Origin of the sequence: Micromonospora sp. NPDC000316, from assembly GCF_042898885.1 — a bacterium.
Lineage (GTDB): Bacteria > Actinomycetota > Actinomycetes > Mycobacteriales > Micromonosporaceae > Micromonospora.
Genome location: NZ_JBIAZG010000019.1, coordinates 36,801 through 58,614, shown reverse-complemented (window position 1 = coordinate 58,614; position 21,814 = coordinate 36,801). Strand labels below are relative to the sequence as shown.

Annotated in this window: 19 protein-coding genes; 15 read left to right on the top strand and 4 right to left on the bottom strand. The window is 70.9% G+C overall.

What is annotated here, in order from left to right; all coding sequences use genetic code 11:
* Window positions 1–89 precede the first annotated feature (89 nt).
* From ACFY2Q_RS26470 to ACFY2Q_RS26405, 14 genes are all read left to right on the top strand, one after another.
* Complete coding sequence (locus ACFY2Q_RS26470; RefSeq protein ID WP_387134716.1) at window positions 90–1,163, top strand: ABC transporter substrate-binding protein; 1,074 nt, start codon at window positions 90–92, stop codon at window positions 1,161–1,163.
* Window positions 1,160–2,890 (top strand): thiamine pyrophosphate-dependent enzyme, encoded by a 1,731-nt coding sequence (locus ACFY2Q_RS26465; protein ID WP_387134713.1) that lies wholly within the window; start codon window positions 1,160–1,162, stop codon window positions 2,888–2,890. The genes ACFY2Q_RS26470 and ACFY2Q_RS26465 overlap by 4 nt, the downstream gene beginning before the upstream one ends.
* A complete protein-coding gene (locus tag ACFY2Q_RS26460) occupies window positions 2,883–4,307 on the top strand; it encodes an aldehyde dehydrogenase family protein (protein WP_387134710.1) in 1,425 nt (474 codons plus the stop codon). The genes ACFY2Q_RS26465 and ACFY2Q_RS26460 overlap by 8 nt, the downstream gene beginning before the upstream one ends.
* Entirely contained in the window at window positions 4,294–5,544 is a 1,251-nt protein-coding gene (locus tag ACFY2Q_RS26455) for an MFS transporter (RefSeq protein ID WP_387134708.1), read from the top strand. Before ACFY2Q_RS26460 ends, ACFY2Q_RS26455 begins: the two co-directional genes overlap by 14 nt.
* A 79-nt stretch (window positions 5,545–5,623) precedes the next feature.
* Window positions 5,624–6,823 carry a CaiB/BaiF CoA transferase family protein gene (locus ACFY2Q_RS26450; protein WP_387134706.1) on the top strand — a complete coding sequence of 400 codons (1,200 nt, stop codon included), beginning with the start codon at window positions 5,624–5,626 and terminating at the stop codon, window positions 6,821–6,823.
* A gap of 30 nt (window positions 6,824–6,853) precedes the next feature.
* Window positions 6,854–7,708 carry a cyclase family protein gene (locus ACFY2Q_RS26445; RefSeq protein ID WP_387134703.1) on the top strand — a complete coding sequence of 285 codons (855 nt, stop codon included), beginning with the start codon at window positions 6,854–6,856 and terminating at the stop codon, window positions 7,706–7,708.
* Entirely contained in the window at window positions 7,701–9,119 is a 1,419-nt protein-coding gene (locus ACFY2Q_RS26440; protein WP_387134700.1) for an MmgE/PrpD family protein, read from the top strand. The genes ACFY2Q_RS26445 and ACFY2Q_RS26440 overlap by 8 nt, the downstream gene beginning before the upstream one ends.
* Before the next feature lie 53 nt (window positions 9,120–9,172).
* Window positions 9,173–10,618: a dihydroorotase family protein gene (locus ACFY2Q_RS26435; protein WP_387134697.1), complete on the top strand. Its 1,446-nt coding sequence runs from the start codon at window positions 9,173–9,175 to the stop codon at window positions 10,616–10,618.
* Window positions 10,615–11,493 (top strand): HpcH/HpaI aldolase/citrate lyase family protein, encoded by an 879-nt coding sequence (locus ACFY2Q_RS26430; RefSeq protein ID WP_387134695.1) that lies wholly within the window; start codon window positions 10,615–10,617, stop codon window positions 11,491–11,493. The genes ACFY2Q_RS26435 and ACFY2Q_RS26430 overlap by 4 nt, the downstream gene beginning before the upstream one ends.
* Before the next feature lie 128 nt (window positions 11,494–11,621).
* Window positions 11,622–12,503: an FAD:protein FMN transferase gene (locus ACFY2Q_RS26425; RefSeq protein ID WP_387134692.1), complete on the top strand. Its 882-nt coding sequence runs from the start codon at window positions 11,622–11,624 to the stop codon at window positions 12,501–12,503.
* Window positions 12,493–13,014, top strand: coding sequence for a flavin reductase family protein (locus ACFY2Q_RS26420; protein ID WP_387134690.1), 522 nt, complete (start codon window positions 12,493–12,495; stop codon window positions 13,012–13,014). The genes ACFY2Q_RS26425 and ACFY2Q_RS26420 overlap by 11 nt, the downstream gene beginning before the upstream one ends.
* 15 nt (window positions 13,015–13,029) lie before the next feature.
* Window positions 13,030–13,875: an alpha/beta fold hydrolase gene (locus tag ACFY2Q_RS26415; RefSeq protein WP_387134687.1), complete on the top strand. Its 846-nt coding sequence runs from the start codon at window positions 13,030–13,032 to the stop codon at window positions 13,873–13,875.
* Window positions 13,872–14,618: an alpha/beta fold hydrolase gene (locus ACFY2Q_RS26410; RefSeq protein WP_387134685.1), complete on the top strand. Its 747-nt coding sequence runs from the start codon at window positions 13,872–13,874 to the stop codon at window positions 14,616–14,618. The genes ACFY2Q_RS26415 and ACFY2Q_RS26410 overlap by 4 nt, the downstream gene beginning before the upstream one ends.
* Window positions 14,615–15,826, top strand: coding sequence for an LLM class flavin-dependent oxidoreductase (locus ACFY2Q_RS26405; protein WP_387134683.1), 1,212 nt, complete (start codon window positions 14,615–14,617; stop codon window positions 15,824–15,826). The genes ACFY2Q_RS26410 and ACFY2Q_RS26405 overlap by 4 nt, the downstream gene beginning before the upstream one ends.
* A gap of 7 nt (window positions 15,827–15,833) precedes the next feature.
* Here the strand turns inward: ACFY2Q_RS26405 and ACFY2Q_RS26400 are convergent, their stop codons facing one another.
* From ACFY2Q_RS26400 to ACFY2Q_RS26385, 4 genes are all read right to left on the bottom strand, one after another.
* Window positions 15,834–16,586: a FadR/GntR family transcriptional regulator gene (locus tag ACFY2Q_RS26400; protein WP_387134681.1), complete on the bottom strand. Its 753-nt coding sequence runs from the start codon at window positions 16,584–16,586 to the stop codon at window positions 15,834–15,836.
* A 71-nt stretch (window positions 16,587–16,657) separates the two neighbouring features.
* Window positions 16,658–17,167 carry a hypothetical protein gene (locus ACFY2Q_RS26395; RefSeq protein WP_387134678.1) on the bottom strand — a complete coding sequence of 170 codons (510 nt, stop codon included), beginning with the start codon at window positions 17,165–17,167 and terminating at the stop codon, window positions 16,658–16,660.
* A gap of 35 nt (window positions 17,168–17,202) precedes the next feature.
* The gene (locus ACFY2Q_RS26390) at window positions 17,203–19,662 is read right to left on the bottom strand and encodes a PKD domain-containing protein (RefSeq protein WP_387134676.1); all 2,460 of its coding nucleotides are present in this window, start codon (window positions 19,660–19,662) and stop codon (window positions 17,203–17,205) included.
* A gap of 337 nt (window positions 19,663–19,999) precedes the next feature.
* Window positions 20,000–20,626 carry a hypothetical protein gene (locus ACFY2Q_RS26385; RefSeq protein ID WP_387134673.1) on the bottom strand — a complete coding sequence of 209 codons (627 nt, stop codon included), beginning with the start codon at window positions 20,624–20,626 and terminating at the stop codon, window positions 20,000–20,002.
* Window positions 20,627–20,802: 176 nt separating this feature from the next.
* Between ACFY2Q_RS26385 and ACFY2Q_RS26380 the strand changes: the two genes are divergently transcribed.
* Complete coding sequence (locus tag ACFY2Q_RS26380) at window positions 20,803–21,813, top strand: tyrosine-type recombinase/integrase (RefSeq protein WP_387134670.1); 1,011 nt, start codon at window positions 20,803–20,805, stop codon at window positions 21,811–21,813.
* The last annotated feature ends 1 nt before the right edge of the window (window position 21,814 follow it).

Below are 21,814 nucleotides of genomic sequence, written 5' to 3'. Positions count from 1 at the left end.
GTCGGCGCCGCGACGCGGCGCGGGCAGGGCCCTCCTTGCCTCTATCCGTCGCACCATCTCCATTCCCCCCTCGGCACCAGGAGATTTACATGAAATTTGACCGTTCCATCGGCGCGCCGGTCTCGCGGCGCTCGTTCCTCCGGGCCGGCGCCACAGCAGGGCTCCTGCTGCCCAGCGCCGGCGGCATGACCCTGCTGCTCAGTGGCTGCGGCAGCGACGACAACAAGGTCAACGCCGACGGCAGCATCTCCGGCTCGTACATGACCGCCTCCGGCCTGACGCTGAGCTTCGTGGAGACGATGGTCGCCAAGGAGCGCGGCTACTTCTCCGAGTTCGGCCTGAGCCTGGAGATCAAGGGTGGGCAGGGCACCGCCACGGCCATCCAGGCGGTGCTCGGCGGTTCGGCCGACCTGACCCGGGCCAACGGCATCAACGCGATCATCGCGGTGGCCAACGAGCAGGCGCCGTTCGTCAGCATCGCCAGCGTGCGGCAGAAGTCGCAGTTCGAGGTGGTGTCCCTGCCGAACAAGCCGATCCGCAATCCGGCCGAGCTGGCCGGCCGCACCTGCGGCATCGTCTCCACCGGTGGCGCCACCGAGAACCTGCTCGACGTCATGCTGATCAACGCGGGGGTCAACCCCAAGTCGGTGAAGCGTCCGGTCACCGGTGTCGGCACCGCCGCGTACGAACTGGCCCGCAAGGGCCAGGTGGACGCCTGGATCTGCGTCAACACCGACCGGGCCACCATCCAGAAGGACGTCGGCGAGGTCGTCTTCTTCAGCACCGACGACTTCGCGCCGATGCCGTCGGACTCGTACAACACCAGCTCCAAGATGGTCGAGTCGGGCAGCGACATGCCTGTGAAGTTCCTCGCCGGCGTGCTCAAGGCCATCGAGTTCGCCAGCAAGGAAGAGAACTGGGACCAGGTCATCGCCGACCTGCGCAAGTACAACCCGGAGACCGACCCGGCCCAGGCTCGCGCGGAGCTGCCGCTGCTGGTGGAGAGCTGGCTGGCGGCCGGTCCCGACAAGGCCCTGCAGATGAACGAGCAGGTCTGGCTCAAGGGTCAGGAGAGCCTCATCAAGGCCAAGCTGGTCAAGTCCGCCGCGCCGATCGAGAAACTGATCAACGGCAGCTACCTCGAGCGCGCGAGGAACCTGTGACAGGCGGCCCGGCCGCCGCCAGCGCCGCCTCGGCGGTGCTGGCGGCGGCCGCGGCCAGCGGCGTGCGGCGGCTGTGGTTCAACAGCGGCTCCGAGCTGACCTCGTTCCAGGAGGCCAGCGCGCAGGCCCGGCACCGGGGCGAGCCGACCCCGGAGGTCATCACCTGCCCGCACGAGCACGTCGCGCTCACCGCGGCGATGGGCGAGACGATGGTCTCCGGCCAGCCCTCCATGACCGCGGCCCACGCCGACCTCGGCCTGCTGCACCACGGCGGCGCCATCCACAACGCCATGTGGGGCGACCACCCCATCATGATCATGTCGGGTTATCCGCCCACCCGGACGGAGTCGCGTAACTCGCCGGTGTTCTGGAAGCAGCAGCGCTGGGACCAGGGCTCGATCGTGCGGCAGTACGTCAAGTGGGACTACAAGCTGTCCGCCCTCGACGACGCCGCCCTGGTCGTGGCGCGTGGCTTCCAGGTCGCGCTCGCGCCCCGGCGGGGCCCCGTCTACCTGGCGATGCCCGAGGAGGTGGGCCGGTACCCGGTCGCGATCGGCGACCCGGTTCCCAGCGCCCAGAGGCTCGGCGTTCCGACCCTCGGCCCGGGCGACCCCGGCGTGGTCAGCGAGGTGGCCCGCCGCCTCACGACCGCCCGGCGGCCGGTTATCGTCACCGACCGGGTCGGCGTCGACCCGCGGGCCGTGGCGTTGCTCGCCGAGCTGGCCGACACCCTCGGCGTGGAGGTGCGCGCCTCCCGCTACCGGGTGAACCTGCCCGACGACAACCCGTGGCACACGAGCGCGTCACTTGACGAGTTCGACGTGGTCATCGTGCTGGACCACCCGGTGCCCTGGATGCCCGCTGTGGAACGGCCACACGACGACGCCTGGATCGGCTGGGCCGGACCCGACCCGATCGAGGGTCGCGTCCCGCTGTACGAGCTGCGCGCCGACGCCCGTACCACGGCCGACCCGGCGGCGTTCCTCGCGGCGGTCCTGGCCGAGGTCGGCGCGGCCGGCCCGGGCGACGCCGACGCCGTGCGCCGACGGCGGCAACGGCCGGCAGTCCCGCGGCGGCCCGCCGGCGGGTCGGCGGCGGTCTCCGGCGCACCCACGCCGGCGCTGATCGCCGCGGCGCTGGACCAGCACCTGCACCCCGACGACCTGCTGACCTGGGAGGTGTTCGACACCACGACGGTCCGCCGCACGAAGCCGGGCACCCTCTTCGAGAAGGGTGGGTCCAGCCTCGGCTGGTCGGTGGCGGCGGCGACCGGCGCCAGCATGGCCGCCGGCGGCACCCACGCGGTGGCGGTGACCGGCGACGGCTCGTACCTGTTCGGCTCGCCGGACTCATGCCTGTGGTTGCAGCAGCAGCACGACGCCCCGGTGGTCACCGTGGTCGTCAACAACGGCGGGTACCGCACCGGCACGACCACGCTCGCTGCGCACTACCCGGACGGCCTGGCCGTCACCGAACCCACTGTGATCGGCGGGCACCTCACCCCGTCGCCGGACTTCGCGGCGCACGCCCGCTCGCAGGGCTGCTATGGCGAGCGGGTGGTCCGGGCCGCCGATCTGACCGCGGCCCTGGACCGGGCCCGCACGGCGGTGGCGCGGGACCGCGTCCCGGCCGTGCTGGACGTCTGGGTGCCCGAGCACCTCACCGGGTCGATGGACCCGGGACGCCGGGCGCGCTCGGCTCACGACGAAGGGAACACCGATGGCTGATGTCTTTTCGCCTATCGACGGCCAGGTTCTGAGCACCGTCGCGCCCGCCTCGCCGGCCGACGTGGACGCCGCTGTCCGGGCGGCGCGCGCCGCCCAACCGGCGTGGGCCCGTCGTACCGGCAGCGATCGCGCCCGGGTCCTGCACGCGGTCGCGGATCTCATCGAGGCCCGGGTCGACGAGCTGTCCGAGACCGAGACCCGCAACACCGGCAAGATCCTCAGCGACACCCGGCGGGAGGTCCTCCGGGCGGCCGGTAGCTTCCGCTACTACGCGGGCTGGGCCGAGCAGGTCCGTGGCGAGACCATCCCGGTCGGACCGGAGTACCACACCTACACGGTGCCCGAGCCGCACGGCGTCGTCGCGGGCGTCATCCCGTGGAACGTGCCGTTCTTCTTCGCGGCCAAGAAGATCGCTCCGGCGCTGGCCTTCGGCAACGCGTGCGTGCTCAAGCCGGCCGAGGAGACCCCGCTGACCGCCCTGCGGCTCGGTGAGTTGCTGGCCGAGGCGGGCGTGCCGGAGGGTCTGGTGCGGGTGCTGCCCGGTGGTCGCGAGACCGGCGTGGCGCTGGTGTCGCACCCGGACGTCGACCTGATCGTGTTCACCGGCCACCACGACACCGGAAAGGCCATCGCCCGTTCGGCGGCGGCCAACCTCACCCCCGTGGCGTTGGAGCTGGGTGGCAAGTCGCCGCAGATCCTCTTCCCCGATGCCGACCTGGATCGGGCGGTCGACGCCGTCGTGCTTGGCGTGTTCGCGTCCTGCGGGCAGATGTGCATCGCCGGTTCGCGGCTGGTCCTGCACGAGTCCATCTACGACGAGGTCCTCGACCGGGTGGCCGAGCGGGTGCGGGCGCTGCGGGTGGGCGACCCGTTCGACACGCAGACGGACCTCGGTCCGCAGATCACCGCGGCGCAGCGGGACAAGACGGTGGCGTTCATCGCCGAGTCCACCGGCGCCGGACGGCTTGTCGCGCAGGCCGCCCTGCCCGAGGACGAGCGGCTGCGCGGCGGTTTCTACGTACCGCCGACGGTGTTCGACAGGTTGGACGACGATGCCCGCCTGCTGCGCGAGGAGGTCTTCGGGCCGGTGCTGGCGGTGTCGTCGTTCCGCGACGACGCCGAGGCCCTGCGGCTGGCCAACGACACCGAGTTCGGGCTGGCGGCGGGCGTCTGGACCGCCGACATCGCCCGGGCGCACCGGTTCGCCGGGCAGGTGCGGGCGGGCACGGTGTGGATCAACACCTACCGGGTGCTGTCCGACCTGGTGCCGTTCGGCGGTGTCGGCCTGTCCGGGTACGGCCGCGAGAACGGCACCGAGGCGGCCCGGCTCTACCTGCGCCCGAAGTCGGTGTGGACCTCGCTGACCAGCGGCACCCCCCAGGGGTACGGAATGGGAGGCGCTGGTGCGGCAGGCTGACCGCCCGGCCGAGCCACCGGCCGACGGGTCAGCCGACGAGAGGGGCCGCGGCGGTCTCGCGTTGCTGCGGGACCGCCGCTTCGGCCCGTACTTCTTCGGGTCGTTGGCGTCGAACACCGGCACGTGGTTCCAGAACGTCGCGGCGATCCTGACCATCTACGCGCTGACCCGCTCGGCGTTCATGGTGGGTCTGGTGACCGCCCTGCAGTTCGCCATGCAGTTGGTCCTCGCCCCGGTGATCGGGGCGTTGGCCGACCGCGTGGACCGGCGGCTGCTGATCATCGTGGGGCAGACGCTTGGTGGTTCCGCCGCCGCGGTGCTCGCGCTACTGGCGTTCCTGGACGCGTTGAACCCGGTGCTGCTGCTGACGTTCATCGGGTTGTCCGGGGTGGGTCAGGCGGTCACCGGCCCGGCCGCGCAGGCGTTGGTGCCCAACATCGTCGGACGGGCCGACGTGCCCCAGGCGATCGCCCTGCACTCGCTGACGTTCAACCTGTCGCGGGCGATCGGCCCGGTGGCCGGCGCGGCCACGTACGCGCTGGCCGGCGCCGGTACGGCGTTCGCCGTCAACGCCGCCAGCTTCCTGGTGTTCGCGCTGGCGCTGACGCGGGTGCGGCTGCCCCGCTCCGACAGCGCCCGGGGACGCGGCCGGTTCGGGGTCTTCGACGGGGTCGCCTATGTGCGGCACCGACCCGAGTTGGTGCGGTGCCTGGTCGCCGTGGCCCTGATCGGGTTGGCGATGGAGCCGATCAACACGTTGTCGCCGCTGTTCGCGGAGAGCTTCGGCGGCGGCGAGCTGCTCGTGGGCGTCTTCATCACCTTCTTCGGTGTCGGCTCGGCGCTTATCGCCATCTGGGTGGGCCGGCTGCGGCGCACGGTGGGCAGCGGCCGGACCGGCGCGGTCGGCGTGGCCGCGTTGGGCGTCGGGATGGTGGTGCTGGCGGTCAGTCCCGGCCCGGTGCTGGCCACCGTGGGCATCGCGGTGGGCGGGGCCGGCTACCTGCTGGCCGTGAGCGACGTCAACGCCACCATGCAGGAGGGACTGTCCGACGCGGTACGCGGCCGGGTGATGGCGCTGTGGTCGATGTGCTTCCTCGGTATCCGGCCGGGTGCGGCGATGCTGCACGGCTGGCTGGGGGACACGTTCTCGGCGTCTACCGGCGCGTTCGTCGCGGCGGCGTCCGCGGTGGCCGCCGCGGTGGTCCTGCGGGGTCGGTTGATCCGACGTGGACGTTGACCCCGCACCTCATCACAACCTATTCTGCTGAGCGAAACACCGTTCGCTTGAAGCGAACGATCTGAGTTGGGGAGGCCCAGTGCACGACGGACCGCTTACCGGACTCCGTGTCATCGACGCCTCGACGATCCTGGCCGGCCCACTGTGCTGCCAGATCCTCGGCGACTTCGGAGCCGACGTCATCAAGGTCGAACACCCCGTCGCCGGTGACAGCATGCGCGGACACGGCCACGCCAAGGACGGCGTACCGCTGTGGTGGAAGGAGATCTCCCGCAACAAGCGCACACTCGGCCTCAAGCTGTCCACGACCGAGGGCGCCGACCTGCTGCTGCGCCTGGCCGCCACCGCCGACGTGCTCGTGGAGAACTTCCGCCCCGGCACCCTGGAACGGTGGGGGATCGGCCCCGAGAAGCTCCACGAGGTCAACCCCGGCCTGGTCATCGTGCGCATCTCCGGCTTCGGCCAGAAGGGCCCGTACGCCAGCCGACCCGGCTTCGGCACGCTCGCCGAGGCGATGAGCGGCTTCGCCCACCTCACCGGCGACGAAAACGGCCCACCGACGCTGCCGGCGTTCGGCCTGGCCGACAGCATCTGCGGCATCGCCGCGTCGTCGGCCACGATGACAGCGCTGTTCGCCCGCGACCGCAACGGCGGCAAGGGCCAGGTCGTCGACATGAGCCTGCTGGAGCCGATCATGATGGCGGTCGGCCCCGGCCCCACCGTCTACGACCAGCTCGGCGTGGTCGAGCACCGGCACGGCAACAGGTCCACGAACAACTCACCCCGCAACACCTACCGCACCCGCGACGGCGACTGGGTGGCCGTGTCCACGAGCGCCCAGTCCATCGCCGAGCGGGTCCTGCGCCTCGTCGGTCACCCCGAGGTCATCGACGAGCCGTGGTTCGCCTCCGGGCGGCAGCGGGCCGCGCACGCCGACCTGCTCGACGAGTACGTCGGCGGGTGGATCGCCGAGCGCACCCGCGACGAGGTCATGCGCGCCTTCGAAGAGGCCGGCGCCGCCGTCGCGGCCGTCTACACCGCCCGCGACATCGTCGCCGACGAACACGTCCAAGCCGCCGAGATGGTCGTCAAGGTGCCCGACCCCGACCTCGGCGAGGTCCTCATGCACAACGTGCTGTGGCGTATGTCCGACACGCCAGGCCGCATCCGCTTCACCGGTCGCCCTCTCGGCGCCGACACCGACGACCTCCTCGTCAACGAACTCGGCTGCACCCCGGACACCGTCGCGGAGCTGCGCTCGCGGGAGATCGTGGCCTGACGGCCGTCACCACCGAAGGTAAGGATTGTCGTGACCACAACGAACATCAGCACCGACACCGGCACGGCCGCGCTCCTGGCCGCCGTCGACGCCGGAGTCCGGACGTACGACCTGGGTCGTCGCCTGAGCATCGGCATGCCGCAGTCGCCGAACCATCCGCCGTTCTGGCATGCCCTGCCCCGCCGGCACGGTGACGCAGTGCGCTCCGACGGCGGCTCCGCCGCCAACGACATCATCACCATGGGCACCCACGTCGGCACCCACATCGACGCCTTCTCCCACGTCTCCCAGGACGGGCGGCTGTTCGACGGCTCCGACGCCACCGAAGCCGGACGCGGCGGCAGGTACCCCGAACTGGGCGCACACACCATCGCCCCGATGGTCCGCCGAGGCGTGCTGCTGGACATCCCGGCCGCCCTGGACCTGCCCGAAGGCTGCGCCCCCGGCTACGAGATCACACCGGCCGACCTGGCGGCCGCCGTCGACCGGCAGGGCACCCCGCTCCGGCCGGGCGACGTGGCGCTGATCCGCAGCGGCTGGGGCCGGCTGTTCGACCACGAGGACCGCACCCGCTACATCGGGCTCACCACAGGCGTACCCGGCGTCAGCGAGGCAGGCGCCACCTGGCTCGCCGACAAGGGCATCCACGCCGTCGGCGCGGACACGATCGCCTTCGAGTGCCTGCGACCGGGCGCCGGACACAGCGTCCTGCCCGCCCACCGCGTGCTGCTCGTCGAACGCGGCATCTACATCATCGAGACGATGGCGCTGGAGGAGTTGGCCGCCGACGGCGTCCACGAGTTCCTCTTCGTCCTGTCGCCGCTGGCCATCTTCGGTGCCACCGGCTCGCCGGTCCGCCCCCTGGCGGTGATCGCCAATGGCTGAGCAGACCCTCGCCCGGCAACTGGCCGCCTTCGCCGCCCGCACCGGCGACGAACCCCTGCCCGAGCGGCTCGCCACAAGCGTGCGCCAACGAGTGCTCGACATCCTCGGGCTGTGCGTGGCCGCGCACCGGCTGCCCACCAGCCGCGCCGCCCTGGACTACGTCGCCGACCAGGGCGGACGCGCCCAGGCCCACGTCGTCGGGCTGCCCGACGCGGTGCCCGCGGCGCAGGCCGCGTTCGGCAACGGCGTCCTCGCGCACTCCCTGGACTACGACGACACCCACCTGCCCTCGGTGCTGCACCCCAGCGCCGCAGTGGTCCCGGCGGCCCTGGCCGCCGCCCAGGCCGCCGGCGCGGACGGCGTCGCGCTCACCAACGCGGTAGCGGTCGGCATCGAGACGACGGTACGGCTAGGGATGGCCGGCTTCGACCCGGTGCTGAACAACTCGGTGTTCTTCGAACACGGCCAGCACGCCACGAGCATCTGCGGCGCGATGGGCGGCGCCGTGGCCGCCGGCATGCTGCTGGGCCTCGACGAGGACGGTCTGTTGGACGTGCTCGGGGTGACCGCCTCCATGGCCTCCGGGGTCATCGAGGCCAACCGGACCGGCGGCACTGTCAAGCGGCTGCACTGCGGTTGGGCCGCGCACAGCGCCGTCACCGCCGCCGACCTGGTCCGGCGCGGCTTCACCGGGCCACCCACGGTGCTGGAGGGCCGGTTCGGCTTCTTCACCGCCTTCCTGCGCGGCGAGGCCGACCACAACCAGATCACTGACGGGCTCGGCGAGCGGTGGGCGGTGCCGGACATCTTCTTCAAGCCGTACCCCGCCAACCACTTCACCCACGCCGCCATCGACGCCGGCCTGGCCCTGCGCGCCCGGGGCGTGCCCGTGGACCGGATCACGCACATCGAACTGCGGGTACCCGCCGCGGTGATCCGCACCATCGGGGAGCCGATCGCCACCAAACGCGCCCCGGACACCGGCTACCAGGCGCAGTTCAGCGGCCCCTATGCGGTCGTCGCCGGCCTGCTCGGCGGCGGCGGACTGGGCCTCGGGCTGGGCGACTTCACCGACGAGTTGGCCCGTGACCCGCAACGCCGGGCGCTGATGGCCCGCGTGGACGTGGTCCCCGACGACGAGTGCAACGCGATCTTCCCGCACCAGTTCCCGGCCGTCGTGGAGGTACGCACCGACGACGGCCGGACGTGGCGCGAGGAGGTGCTGACCAACCGCGGTGGGCCGCAGCGGCCACTGTCCGACGCGGAACTGGCGTTGAAGTTCCGGGACAACGTCGCCGGGCGCGTCGACCCGGACACCGCCGACCAGGTGGTCGCCGCGGTGCTCGGCCTCGCCGATGTCACCGACGTCGGTGACCTGCTGCGCCCCCTGACCCGACTACAGGCCGCGTGACGCCGCCACCGACTCAATCCCAGGAGCACACCGTGGAACCTTTCGATCTCGTAGTGAAGAACGTCAGAGTGGTGCGGCACGACCAGGCCGAGCCCGCGGCGCTGGACATCGGCGTCCGCGACGGCCGCGTGGCCCACCTCGCGCCGTCGATTGACCCGACCGGCGCGAAGACAGTCGTCGACGGTGGCGGCAAGCTCGCCTTCCCCGGCGTCGTCGACGCCCACCAGCACTGGGGCATCTACCACCCGCTGGCCGAGGACACCGCGACGGAGAGCCGCGCCTGCGCGCAGGGCGGCGTCACCTCCGCCATCAACTACATCCGCACCGGGCAGTACTACCTCAACCGCGGCGGACCGTACCGCGAGTTCTTCCCGGAGGTGCGCAGCGCCACCGACCAGAAGTCCTACGTCGACTTCGCGTTCCACGTCGCGCCCATGACCAGCGAGCACATCGACGAGATCCCCGAGCTGATCCGCGACCACGGCGTCACCTCGTTCAAGGTGTTCATGTTCTACGGTGGCCACGGCCTGCACGGCCGCTCCACCGACCAGAGCTCCTTCCTCATGATCCCGCCGGACGCCCGCTACGACTACGCGCACTTCGAGTTCGTCATGCGCGGCGTGCAGGCCGCCCGCGAGCAGTTCCCCGAGCTGGCCGACGAGATCTCGCTGTCGCTGCACTGCGAGACGGCCGAGATCATGCGGGCATACACCCGCCTGGTCGAGGAGGAGGGCAACCTCACCGGCCTGGCCGCCTACAGCGCGTCCCGGCCGCCGCACTCCGAGGGCCTCGCGATCAGCATCGCCTCCTACCTCGCCCACGAGACCGGCCTGCCCACCATCAACCTGCTGCACCTGACGTCAGAGAAGGCCGTCGACGCGGCACTGCGCATGGCCAAGGCGTTCCCGCACGTCGACTTCCGCCGCGAGGTGACAATCGGCCACCTGCTCGCCGACATCGACACCGCGTACGGCCTCGGCGGCAAGGTCAACCCGCCGCTGCGTCCCCGCGAGGACGTGGAGGCGCTCTGGGGCCACCTGCTCGACGGGCACCTCGACTGGGTCGTCAGCGACCACGCGTGCTGCCGCGCCGAGACCAAGTTCGGCGAGCCGGCCGACGACATCTTCGTCGCCAAGTCCGGCTTCGGCGGCGCCGAGTACCTGCTGCCCGGCCTGGTCAGCGAGGGCTCCAAGCGCGGCCTGTCGTACTCCCGGGTCGCCGAGCTGACGTCGTGGGCGCCGGCCCGCCGCTTCGGTCTGGCCACCAAGGGCGCCATCGCCGAGGGCCTGGACGCCGACTTCTGCCTTGTCGACCCGAACCACACCTGGACGGTACGGGCCGAGGAGTCGCTGTCGACGCAGGAGTACACGCCGTTCGAGGGCATGGAGTTGACCGCCCGCGTCACCGACACGTTCCTGCGCGGCGAGCAGATCCTGCGTGGCGGCGCCGTGGTCGGGCAGCCACGCGGCCAGTACCTGGCCCGCCCCACCCGCCCGTGACGGCCGTCGGACGACCCCGGCCGACCGCCCGCAGTTACCTGTACGTGCCGGGGGACCAGCCGGACAAGGTGGCGCGTGCGGCGGCCCGGGGCGCCGACGCCTGCATCCTCGACCTCGAGGACGCCGTGTCGCCGTCGAACAAGGCCACCGCCCGCGGCGCCGTCGGCGTGTCCCTCGCCGACGGCGCCGCGGAGGTGCCGAACGCCCCGCAGTGGTGGGTACGCATCAACGCGGACACGCCGGCCGCCGACATCGCCGCGGTGGTCGGCCCGAACCTGACGGGCGTGGTCGTGCCGAAGGCCGACGTCGACCTGCTGGCCGAGGTGCACCAACTGCTCAGCGACGCCGAACGCGACAGTGGCCTCCCCGCCGGGGAGATCGCGGTGTTCGCGCTGCTGGAGACGGCAAGCGGTGTGCTGCACGCCGAGGCCGTGGCCGCCGCCCCCCGCGTCCAGCGCCTCGGCCTGGGCGAGGCGGACCTCGCGGCGGAGCTGCGCCTGCAACCCGGCCCCGACCGGGAGGAGCTGTGGCCGTACCGTGCGCGCATCGTCCTGGCCTGCGCGGCGGTCGGCCTTGCCGCGCCGGTCGGCCCGACCGAGACGGCCCTGCGCGACCCGGAACGGCTCGAGGCCACCAGCCGGCTGCTGCTGCGTCAGGGATTCCGTGGCCGCACGGCGATCCATCCCGCGCAGGTGCCCGTCGTCAACCGGGTGTTCTCGCCGACGGCGGCCGAGGTCGACGCGGCCCGCGACGTCGTCGACCGGCTGGCCGACGCCGGCTCCGGGGTGGCGGTCACCGCCGACGGGCGGATGATCGACGCCGCTGTCGCCCGCAGCGCGCGGGAGGTGCTGGACCGCGACGCGGCAGGCCGCTAGCCGTCGACCGCGTTCCCCCGGCCGACCCCTCATTCGAGGGGCCGGCCGGGAACCACCCGGACAGACTCTTGCTCCCGAAACATCATCATGTTTAGCATGTTAAAACTGGTGGTGGAGGGAGAACCCGTATGACCGGCACACACCACCCGCTCCCCGTGCAGCGCTTCACCTGCCCGGTGTTCACCTGCGAGGTGACCCTGGCCAGCCACGGGCCACCCGCCACACCCTTCACCGAAGTGCAGCGGCGGCTACAGGCACTGGACCGGCGCTACTCCCGCTTCCGCCCCGACAGCGAACTGTCCCAACTGAACGCCGCCGCCGGCCGATGGCACCCCATCTCCGCCGACCTGCACGCCATGCTCCGACACGCCCTGGCCGTCGCCGTCGCCAGCGCCAACCTCGTCAACGCGGCGATGCTGCCCCGGCTACTCGCCGCCGGCTACGTACGCTCCTGGGCCACCGGCACCCCACCCACCGCCGCGCCCACGACACCGACACCAGTGCCACCGCTGGCAGCGTTGCTGGAACTACGCGACAACACCGCCCGCCTGGCACCCGGATACGGCGTCGACGTCGGCGCACTGGCCAAGGGCAGATGGGCCGACGACGTCGTGACCTGGCTCGGCCCCAACTCCGCAGCCAGCATCGGGGGAGACGTCACCTGCCGCGGCCCCGGCCCCAACGGCGACGGCTGGCCCGTCAACCTGCCCAACGGCGACGTCCTGCTGGTCCGCGACGGCGGCGTCGCCACCAGCGGCACCGGCAAACGCCGCTGGGGCACCGACGGTCACCACCTCATCGACCCGCGCACCGGCCAACCGAGCGCCTCCGACATCACCCAGAGCACCATCCTGGCCCGCACCGGCGCCAGCGCCGACTGGGTCGCCTCGGCGACGGTGATCGGCGGCAGCCCCACAGCCGCACACCTCAACGCCCGCGCCGACGTGCACCACATGTGGCTGACCCGAACGACAAACCCACCGACAGGGGAGCGGCGCCATGAACCCTGACCTCACCCACCCGGACCGCCTCGTCGAAACCCCCCGCTTCCGCGCCGCCTACCGCCAGGTGCCCGCACCCGTGGCGATCCTGCTCGTCCCCGACAAAACCGCAGGCGTCACCGGCCTCACCTGCACCTCCGCCACCTCCCTGTCCGGCGAACCACCGATGGTGATGGTCGCCGTCGACACCAAGACCGGCCTCGCACCACTCGCCGAACACGCCGGCCGGTTCAGCGTCAACTACCTCGCCGCCGACCGCACCGCCTGGGCACGGGCCTTCGCCACCCGCGGCCGGGACCTCGACGACCTCGCCGCCGCCGTGGTCACCGGCCGCACACCCGTACCCACCCTCGCCACCGGCACCACAGCCGTCCTCGAATGCCGCACCACCGCCATCCACAAGGGCGGAGACCACTGGATCCTCTGCGGCGAGGTCCTGCACGCCCGCTCCCAGACCGACGCCCAACCCCTGCTCTACCTCAACGGCCGCTACGGCACCTTCCACACCGACCGCCCCTGACCGCGAGGCAGAACCATGACCCAACCCCGGACCCACACCATCAACGCCGGCGGCTTCACCACCCGCTACTGGGAATCCACACCACCCGGACAACCCGAGGGCACCGTCGTCCTCGTCCACGACGGCGCATTCGGCGGCGACGCCATCGGCAGCTGGGCCAGCGTCATGCCCCTCCTCGCCACGCACTACCGGGTCCTCGCACCCGACCTGCTCGGCTACGGCGACACCGACAAGGTCATCTACCTGGACCGCTCGCCGTACTCCTTCCGCACCGACCACCTCGCCGCGTTCTGCGCCGCCCTCGACGTCGACGCCGCCCACTTCGCCGGCCAGTCCTTCGGCGGATCCCTCCTGCTACGCGCGCTCGCCACACCAGCACCCACCCTGCCGGCCCTGTCCGCGGTGAGCATCTGCGGCACCGGCGGCCCCTGGCGCTCCACAAAGGGCACCACCGAACTCGGCCGCTTCGACGGCACCGAAGACGACGTACGCCGCCTCGTCGCCCTCATGACCGACAACTACGCCGGCTTCGACGACACCGTCCAGATCCGCTACGCCAACACCCGCAAACCCGGCCACGTCCAGGCGTGCCTTGCCCCCCGCCTCCACCACCCCACACTGCCCAAACCCGGCCCCGACAACTGGCCGGCCCCACTCCGCGACACCCCCGTCCCGATCCTGGTCATCGAGGCCACCCGCGACGACCTCCTCGAACCCGACTGGGGCCGCCACCTCGAAAACCTCACCCCACAGGTCCACGTACACCGCATGGACGCCCGACACGCACCCAACCTCGACCAACCCGAAGCCCTCGCCACCCTCCTGCGAACCTTCTTCACCCGGGGGAGCGGCACCCCATGAGCACCCTGCTGTTCCTGCACGACGCCGACGTCCTCCCCGGACCGGTCGGCGCCCTCACACCCCTCGCCACCGACCTCGACGTCGCCGTACCCCGACACCCCGGCTTCGGCACACCACTTGACGACACCGCACAGGAGTGGGACAGCGTCGCCGACCTCGCCCAGCACTACCTGTCCGACCCCGTCACCGACCCGCCACACGGCCCCCTGCACCTGGCCGGCGCAGGCTTCGGCGGCTGGATCGCCCTGGAGATGGCCGTACGCGCACCACACCTGTTCACCTCACTCACCCTCGTCAGCCCGTACGGGGTGAAACTGTCCGGGCCGACCGAACCCGACTTCGCCGACATCCTCCTGCTCGACCCCACCGAGATCGTCGACCTCGGCTGGGCCGACCCCGCCGCCTGCCACGACCTGCGCATGCCCGGCTTCCCGACCGGCCTCACCGACAGCGAGTACGAACGGGCCTTCGCCGACCGGGCCGCCCTGTCCCGGTACGCCTGGAAACCGTTCCTGCACGACCCCCGCCTGCGCCGATGGCTACACCTGGCCACCATGCCCACACTCGTGATCGCCGGCACCCACGACCGGCTCGTACCGCCACGACACAGCGCCGCACTCGCCGACCTGCTGCCCTCGGCACGCTTCGTCGAGCTGCCACACGCCGGGCACTACCCGTACCTGGAGCGCCCCGACGCATTCCACCGGCTGCTCCGGTCCTTCCTGATCGGAGCGACCCCGTGAAGCTCTACCACTTCACCGAAATGCCCTACCCGTTCGTTCCACCCGAGGCCGAAGAGGCCAACCGCGGCCTCAAATACTTCATGCCCAACCGCTACTACGACCCCGTCCTCGGCCACGAGCTCTACCAGCGCTACCTCGACGAGTACGAACTCGCCGACGAACTCGGCTTCGACCTCATGGTCAACGAGCACCACCAGTCCGCATCCACCCTGCAGGTCTCCGCCACCCTCAGCGCCGCCTCCGTCCTGCACCGCACCCGCCGCGGCCGCGTCCTGGTCCTCGGCACCCCACTGCCACACCGCGAAAGCCCCATCCGCGTCGCCGAGGAGATCGCCTACCTCGACTCGGTAAGCGGCGGCCGCATCGACTGCGGCTTCGTCCGCGGCGTCCAGGGCGAAACGTTCCCCTCCAACCAGAACCCCGTACACAACCTCGACATGTTCATCGAAGCCCACGACCTGATCAAAAAGGCGTGGACCAGCGGCGACGTCTTCTCCTGGGAGGGCCGCCACTACCACTACCGGTACGTCAGCGTGTGGCCCCGCCCGTACCAACAGCCACACCCACCGATCTGGATCAGCGGCACCTCCACCCGACTTGTCGAATGGACCGCCCGCCACGGCTACACCCTGTGCAACCTGCTCGGCACCTACGACGACACCGCCACCTCGTTCCGGCTCTACCGCCGCACCGCCGTCGCCGCAGGCCTCCCCGAACCCGGCCCGGACCGGTTCGCCTACATGGCCCTGTGCCACGTCGCCCCGACCGAGGCGAAAGCCCGCGAGATCGGCCGCAAACTCATGTACTACCTCAAGCCCGGCAAACTCCGCCTCGGCGCCGCCAGCCCACCCGGCTACTTCCCACCAGCCGCCGCCGTCGCCGCCCTCCAGGGACGCCTCGGCGCCGTACGCCGCATGAGCTACGACGACCTCATCGACGCCGGCATCCTCCTCATCGGCACCCCCGACCAGGTCACCGCGCAGATCCACCGCCTCTACGAACAGACCGGCGCCGGACACCTCATCCTGATGAACCACGCCGGCGACATGACAAGCAACGAGGTACGCGACCACCTCACCCTGTTCGCCAGGGAGGTCATGCCCGCCGTCAGCGCCCTCGGCGCCGACTGGCGCGACAAGGACACGACCTGGCGCGTCGACAAGGACACCACACCGGTGCAGGCGGTGCTCTCCAGCGCGCTGTCCTGACCGGACGTCACCACCAGCCGATCACCTCGTCGTGCAACCCGGCATAGTCGCGTTCGAGGTGATCGGCCAGGGCGACCATGTGCGCCCGCATCAACGTCTCCGCCCGCGCCGCGTCCCCGTCGGCGATCGCCGCCGCGACCGCCTGGTGCTCCCGCCGCACGTCCTCCCACCGCTCCGGACGACGCTCCGCAGCCACCACCCGCTCGGTGTAGATCTCCTTCAGCGCCCGGCCGAACAGATCCAGCACCCCATTGCCCGACAACCCCGCCACCACACCGTGGAAACGCTGCATCACCGCCAGATAGCTGGCCTCGTCGCGCTCCTCCAACGTGGCGTGCTCACGCATCGACTCGGCCAACTCCCGCAGGTGCGCCTCATCCCTGCGCTCGGCGGCCAACCGGGCCATCAACGGCTCCATGATCACGCGCGCCTCGACCAGCTCACCGAACCGGGTCCGACCCATCTGCATGAACAACGCCATCGTCCGACCGAACGTGTGCGGATCGACAGCCCCCACGATCGGCCCGCCACCACGACCCGGGCGTACCCGCACCAGCCCGTTGATCTCCAGGATCCGCAGCGCCTCCCGCAGCGTCCCGCGACTCACGCCATACGCCTGCACCATCTGCGCCTCGGTGGGCAGCCCCGCCCCGGCCGACAACCCCTGCTCGACGATGTCCTCAAGGATCTGTCGGGCCACCAGCTCACCCATCTTCGCCGCGTGCTGGCGGAACCGTGGGGCAGGCTGGGCCTCAGACATGACCCGATCCTACGGGCCCACGATCTTGCCGCCACGACTCCTTCGCCGCCACGTGACGGGGGAGCCGCAGCTCAACCCACGAGGAAACCCTCGTCGTGCCAGTACGCCGCGATCCGGCTGGTCCGCCGCACGATCCGGTCCGCCTCCACCGGCGCCGGCCAGAAGACCAACAGGTAGTGGTCCAGGACGGTTTCAAGCTCACCGAGGTACGTCTTGCCCGCGTCCATACCCCTGGCGCAGTAACGCACCCGGTAGCTGACTGACTCGCGCAACGGCAGCGGATACATCCCCTGGTGCCAATCCATCAGATGCACATCGCCGGAGAACGCCGTGAAGGAGACCTCGACGACCTCCTCCCACCCCGGGTCGACAGGTGGCGGCCCGTCCACCACGTCGACCCGGAAAGCGACCTTACCGGTGTGCCGGCCGGTCACCAGGAACAGCGCACCGGGGACGCGGGCGCCGCACAGGCCGTTGACCTGGCCGGCGAACGCCCGTACCGGATCGGGCGGATCGTCGTCGCTGACCACGTACGCCTGGCTGTAGGACACACTCAGCAGGCCGTCGAAGGCAACGGTCATCGAACCCCCCGATCACGGTACGGGCGTCGGTGGCGCTAGTCGTGCACCTGCACCGATCCACCACCCAGCGGCTGCGGATCGCTCAGATCCAGGTCGTAACTCTTCCCAGGCCGGTTGTCATACACCAGTGTCTGCTGCGGATAGTGCCCCGCCGACAGCGGCCACACCACAAGCCGCACCGCGTCCGGCGTGTCGACGCCGTAGGCCACGAAGCCGTACCCGGCCGCCCCGCCGATCGTGCCGGTGCCCTTCACAGCGGCCTTCTGATCGGGCGTGACCACAAGCCATTCGAGAGTGGTGGAGGCCAGGTCGAACCCGGTACCCCGCAGCGCTGCGGCCACCTTGCCGCCACCGGGCGCAGGCCCCGGCTCCCGAGGCAGGTACTTCGGGTTGAACTCCACCATCAACCGCCCCTGCACCGCAGGCTCGTCGACCAGCGCGCCGGCAGGGGAGTTCAGCCAGCCACCCTGGGTGACGAACCCGGCGTTCGGGTCGTACACGATCACCATGACGCTCGCCGCGGGCGACGCACCACCGTCGTCGTCGGTGATCGTCGGCTTGATGGTGTACATCCCCGGGTGGGTGAAGGTGTGCGTCGCCTCGCACCGGTCCGCGTACGAGTCGAAGGTGCTGGTCTGCCCGTCGTCCCACTCGATCGCGCAGGAGTGGGTGTCGTTGTCACCCGGATCGAGGAAACGGGCCTTGAACGGCACCGCATCGCCTACCCGGAACACCTGCCACGGCTGCGGCGAGGTGATGCCGTACTCGACATCCTCCGCCGCGGCCACCCTCGGTGGCGCCAGCTCGCCGAGCCGCCGCAGCCTCGGGTCGACATTGCGTACGGTGACCAGGGCGCTGTCGCTGACCGCCGCGTTCACCCCGTCGAACGCCGTCAACGTGACAGTGACCGCTCCATCGTCGTTGCACCGCATAGTGGTGTTGGCGCTGCGCGAGTCGTGGAACGTGCAGGACATGCCGGGATCCGCGTCCGGGCCCAGCGCGTACGTCCACTGCGCCGTCGGCGGCCCACCGTCGGGGTCGCTGACCGAGCCACCCAGCACGATCGTGAAACCCTCGTCGCCTGTGGTGTCCGGCCCCGCGTTCGCCGTCGGCGGCGAGTTCGGCTCGGCCGGGTCGTCCTGCGGCGGCAGGCACTCGTCGGTGCTGCTCGTCGGCACGTCGGTGATCTCCACGTAGTACGTGTCGAGGGCCTCGTTCGGCAAACCCGGCTGCCAGACCAGGATGCGGTCCTGCCGGTAGTACCTGGCCAGGGCGTTACCGGCGCAACTGTTGTGCCGGCTCGTCACCCCGAGCACGGAGAAGTTGCCGTCACCCTTACCCGCCCCCTCGATGGTCGAGGCGAAGGGGAACTCGTCGCACTGCTGGGTCGTCCGGTCCAGGATGTACGCCGGCAGCGTCGCGCACGCCGTATTCTTGGCCGAGGAGTTCTTCGAGTAGAACGTCCTGTTGTCCGACGCGTCGACAGGGAAATCCTCGGTGATCCGATGCAGGCCCGGATCGTCGCGGCTACCCGTGTACCGGCCGGGAATCACCCGGTCGCTACGCGGCCCCGGCCAGGTCTGACAGCCCGGAGTCATCGCACAGTGCACGTGCGCCGAAACCTGGGCGTAGTTCGCGCTCTGCAACGAGTACTGCAGGTGGGGGATGACGTCGTCCATGATGCAGGCCTTCGGCCGCGTGGAGAACCCCACCTGCGCGGTGTCACAACGGATCCGGTGCGACGGCAGGGCCTCCCCACCGGCGTCCGGCGTGCCGGGTGCGTACGCGTCGATGGTCAGCGCCCAGTCGTGCCGGTTGACCTTGTCCGGCCCCACGCCCTGGAACTCGGACGAGGCGATCGTCCAGGAGTGCCAGGATCCGTCGACGTTCCAGTCGGCGAACCTCTTCGCGGCCGACGGCCCTCCCGCCGAGCAGCCGGTGAGCCACTGCTTGCAGTCGGCGAACACCATCATGATGGCGTTGGCCAACTCGCCCCGGTCACCTTCCAGATACCGCAGACTGCCGGGCACGGAGCGGAAGAAGACCTCCACCGTGCGGTTGCCGTCGTCCCGGCCGTACGCCACGGCGTTCATGGCGAAGACCGCCTGGCCGACGTACACCTTGCGGTCGATGCTGTAGACCCTGCTGCCCACGAAGATGGACTGGCACCACAGGAACCGGTTGTGGGTACGCCCCTCGACGCTCCCGACACCGGGTTGGTCCATGCACTCCGAGGCTCGTCCGTCGGCGTCCGGTGAGGCCGGTGGCCTGCGGACGGAGCTGGAGGCGAGCGGGGCGCGTGAGGTAGGTGCCGACAGGTCGGCCGCCGCCCGCCCGTCCGGGGTGGGCTCGTAGAAGGATTCCAGGCGAACCGGGTTGTCCGGCCCGTACGTCGTCGAGGTGGGCTCTGCCGAGGCTGGCGCCACGAGCAGTCCCACCCCCAGTGTGCTGATCGCCAACATCGCCACCAGGCGATGCCACCCGCTGAATGCCAACACGTTCTCCTGACAGCCGTCACGCAGCCGTCGCCGGACCATAGGACCGCCGCGGTGCGTGGGTTCCGGTAGGAACTGCGGCGGGGTAGAGGCACCCCCGTGCCACCCGCGGGGCACCGATGCCTCCGGCAGGTTCGTAACGGATGCTACGCAGAAAGTGAGCTACATGGATATGCATTAAAGGCCGAGACGCACTCGCATGATCAGATGCGTCCACCACCACCTGATCACCGGCCCTGGCGGAAAAGGCCCTGACCCGCCTCACAGCAAGATTCGATAATGCACATTATGTAAAGTTGCGTGATCTGGCGGTCCCCTCGGAGGAGCCCGAGGATTGTCATTCGCGGGTCAGACCCGGCGGAAGCGCGTCCTCGTCGGGCCGGACGAGCCGAGCCCTGACCAACGGGTTGCGCCGCAGGCCCGCGAGCACAGCGGTACCGCCACCGATGTCGGTCCAGGTGTCGTCCCACAGTGCGGAGACGAGCCAGGAACGATCCGCCGGGAAGAACAGGTCGGGCAGAGATCCGTCACCGCGCAGATGGCCGGTCCGCCATGTGAGCGCCTGCTCCGGTCCGGCCTCGACGAGGACATACGACCAGCCCCAGTAGAGCGACACCGTCGGAGCGCCTGGGAAGACGATGTCGTGTGCGCCGGTGTCGAGATAGCCCAGCCACCAGGGCTGGTCCGGGGTGAACGCCGTCAACTCGTCGACGAGGGCACGCTCGTGGGCGTCGACGCTGACGCCGTCGGGCGGGTGGAAGGTGGCGTACGCGTCGAACACGGCCGGGATCGCGGTGGTGATGGTCAAGCCGTGCGGCGTGGTGTGACCGGAAAGCCAGGCGACGTCGTCGTCGGTGCCGATCCGCCAACTCCGCCCGTCCAAGGTGGCGTCGACCGGATTGCGGGTCGACGCCTGCTGCGCGACGGCGGTCGGTGCCGGCGCCCACCCGGGCTGGGCGTCCACCTGCCGCTCGTGCCCCTCAGGGCAAACCCACCCGCCCGACTCCCGGTACGCAAGCGGCATGCCGCGCCGACCACATTCGCGGCACCCGGCGGTGTGCGACGTCATACCGCGCACGATACGGGCACTCCCCTCGCCCGCCTTGCCGGGAAACCTGAGATTCATGCATAATATCCCTTATGCATGACAAACAGGACGAATCGCTCATCGACTTGATCGAGGAGTTCCTGACCGCCCGGGCCACCCGCAAGCCCTCCCCCCACACCCTGGCGGCCTACCGGCGGGATCTGCACGCGGTGGCGACGCTTGTCGCCGAGGACGCCACCACTCCCCTCCCCCTCGACGCGCTGGTGATCACCGACCTCTCCCCCCGGGTGATGCGGGCAGCCTTCGCCCGGTTCGCCGCACCCCGCGCGCCCGCGTCGGTGCACCGGGCCTGGTCCACCTGGAACAGTTTCTTCACGTTCCTGGTCGCCGACGGGGTCGTGGCGGGCAATCCGATGCCTGCGGTGGGGCGTCCCCGGGCGCTACTCCCCCAGCCGAAGCCGTTGCGCGGTGCGGACACTCCCGAGGTGCTGCTGGCGTCGGCCGCCCGCGACGAGGGTCGGCAGCGTGACCCGTGGCCCGAGCGGGACGTCGCGGTGTTGGCGGTGGCGCTCTGCGCGGGGCTGCGCCTGTCGGAGCTGCTCGCGTTGCGGGTCGACTCGTTGGGCGGCCGGCCCGGTGAGCGGCGCGTCGAGGTCGTCGGCAAGGGTGGACGGCCCCGGGTGGTGCCGATCGAGGCGGATCTGGACCGGGTGCTTGTGGACTACCTGGACAGTCGGCGGCGGCGCTTCGGTGCGCGGTCGGTACGCGCCGACTCGGCGTTGCTTGTGGACCGGCAGGGCGAGCCGCTGCGTCGTGGTGGGCTGCAATATCTGGTGGAGTCGTGTTACCGGCGGGCGGGCATCGGCGATCGTGTGCCGCGTGGTGCGCGGTTGCACGCGCTGCGGCACACGTTCGCGACGCGGTTGGCCGAGGACGGGGCGGGCGCCGCGGAGATCATGCGGTTGTTGGGTCACGCGTCGTTGGCGTCGTCACAGACGTACATCGAGGTGACGGCCGGGCAGCAGCGCGACGCGGTGCGGGCCAACCGGACCAACCGTGCGCTGGCGGCGCTCCTGCCAGGCGACCGCGCGGCGTCGGGCTGAG

Excerpts from the sequence above, each read along its gene's own strand:
- ACFY2Q_RS26460 (WP_387134710.1), top strand. The coding sequence starts at position 2,883 with ATGGCTGATGTCTTTTCGCCTATCGACGGCCAGGTTCTGAGCACCGTC.
- ACFY2Q_RS26410 (WP_387134685.1), top strand. The coding sequence starts at position 13,872 with ATGAGCACCCTGCTGTTCCTGCACGACGCCGACGTCCTCCCCGGACCG.
- ACFY2Q_RS26470 (WP_387134716.1), top strand. The coding sequence starts at position 90 with ATGAAATTTGACCGTTCCATCGGCGCGCCGGTCTCGCGGCGCTCGTTC.
- ACFY2Q_RS26440 (WP_387134700.1), top strand. The coding sequence starts at position 7,701 with ATGGCTGAGCAGACCCTCGCCCGGCAACTGGCCGCCTTCGCCGCCCGC.
- ACFY2Q_RS26415 (WP_387134687.1), top strand. The coding sequence starts at position 13,030 with ATGACCCAACCCCGGACCCACACCATCAACGCCGGCGGCTTCACCACC.
- ACFY2Q_RS26420 (WP_387134690.1), top strand. The coding sequence starts at position 12,493 with ATGAACCCTGACCTCACCCACCCGGACCGCCTCGTCGAAACCCCCCGC.
- ACFY2Q_RS26380 (WP_387134670.1), top strand. The coding sequence starts at position 20,803 with ATGCATGACAAACAGGACGAATCGCTCATCGACTTGATCGAGGAGTTC.
- ACFY2Q_RS26395 (WP_387134678.1), bottom strand. The coding sequence starts at position 17,167 with ATGACCGTTGCCTTCGACGGCCTGCTGAGTGTGTCCTACAGCCAGGCG.
- ACFY2Q_RS26400 (WP_387134681.1), bottom strand. The coding sequence starts at position 16,586 with ATGTCTGAGGCCCAGCCTGCCCCACGGTTCCGCCAGCACGCGGCGAAG.
- ACFY2Q_RS26425 (WP_387134692.1), top strand. The coding sequence starts at position 11,622 with ATGACCGGCACACACCACCCGCTCCCCGTGCAGCGCTTCACCTGCCCG.